The 1404-nt window shown below is 75.3% G+C and carries 2 protein-coding genes; both read right to left on the bottom strand.

Going from position 1 to position 1404, the window contains the following annotated elements; translation table 11 throughout:
- Positions 1 to 89: 89 nt before the first annotated feature.
- The gene (locus PROKR_RS03285; RefSeq protein WP_036959492.1) at positions 90 to 779 is read right to left on the bottom strand and encodes a cytochrome b/b6 domain-containing protein; all 690 of its coding nucleotides are present in this window, start codon (positions 777 to 779) and stop codon (positions 90 to 92) included.
- On the bottom strand, positions 772 to 1404 hold a 633-nt coding region (locus PROKR_RS03290; RefSeq protein ID WP_211240015.1), incomplete at its 5' end, for a molybdopterin-dependent oxidoreductase. The genes PROKR_RS03290 and PROKR_RS03285, both read right to left, overlap by 8 nt.

Genomic DNA, 1404 nt, shown 5'->3' on the forward strand with positions numbered 1-1404 from the left:
GGCGGGCTCGCCCAGGTGCTGGGCACGGACGGGCCGGGAGCAGCCCTGAGCAGCGCGGTCAGCGCCGCGATCCTCGGCGTCGTCGCCACCTACGCGGCGTCGTCCGCGGCGTGGGAGGCCTGGGGCGCCGAGGGCGACGACGAGCCGCCGTCGTACGGGGGCGGCGGGATCGGGGACTTCGGTTTCTGACCGAGCCAGAGGGCATGCTCCCGCGCCGCCCACGACCGCCGGACGGACCCGGTGCGCATGCCGCGCCGGGCCTCCGGGTCGGCGAGCGCCTTGAGCACGTGGCCGGCGACGACGACGGCGAGCGCGTAGGCGCCGGCGTCGTGGACGAGCACGACGCCGGCGCGCGGGACGAACCCGAGCGCGAACTTGAACCACAGCAGCAGTCCGGTGCCGAGCATGACCAGGACGGCACCCGCGAGCCAGGCCGCCCAGAGCTTCTGGCCGGCGTTGAACTTCCCCGCGAGCCGCCCGCGGTGCGGGTCCGGTGACCGCAGGCTCGCCAGCCAGCGCCGGTCCTGCGGGGTGAACCGGTCGAGGCGCCGCAGGTCGGCCCGGAACGGGCCGGACCAGAGCCCGAGCAGGGCGGGCACCGGCAGCAGGATCCCGGACCACTCGTGGAGGGTCTCGACCACGTGCCGCCGGCCCACGAGCTGCGCGACGGGCGCCACGTAGAGCGCGACCGCGGTGAGCAGGCAGACCAGGAACAGCAGCCCGGTCGCCCGGTGGACGGCCCGCTCGGCGGGGCTGAACCGGAGCACGCGCTCAGGCACCGACCGGCTCCTCGCCGGGCAGCCAGCCGTCCACGGGATAGCCGTAGTCCTCCCAGTACCCCTGCTGGACCTGGCTGGTGACCTCGATCCCGGAGAGCCACTTCGCCGACTTGTAGAAGTACATCGGCGCGACGAAGAGCCGCACCGGGCCGCCGCTGTCGTGCGGGACCGGCTCGTCGAACATCCGCAGCGCGACCACGACGTCCGACCGGCGCGCCTGCTCCAGGGTGAGGCTCTCCGAGTAGGCGCCGTCGAAGCAGGTGAACCGGACGGCGGCGCCCTCGTCCCGCACCCCGGCGGCGTCCAGCAGGTCGCGCAGCAGCACACCGGTGAACGGCACCGCGTCGACCTGCCAGCCGTCGGTGCACACGGCGTCGTGCACGACCGTGGTCTGCGGCAGCGCCGCGAGCTGGTCGAGCGTGTACGTCGCGGGCCGGTCGACGAGCCCGCCGACGGTGAGCCGGTAGGTCGTCGCGTCCTTGCGGGGCACGGAGCCGACGACGCTGAAGTAGCGGAAGCCACGGTCGTCCGGCACCACCGCGGGTGCGACCCGGGACAGGGCCGCGCGCACCTCGCCGAGCCCGCTGCGCACCGCGGGTCCCACGGCTACGCCCGCGGCGCCCAG

Origin of the sequence: Promicromonospora kroppenstedtii DSM 19349, assembly GCF_000515355.1 — a bacterium.
GTDB classification, from domain to species: Bacteria; Actinomycetota; Actinomycetes; order Actinomycetales; family Cellulomonadaceae; genus Promicromonospora; species Promicromonospora kroppenstedtii.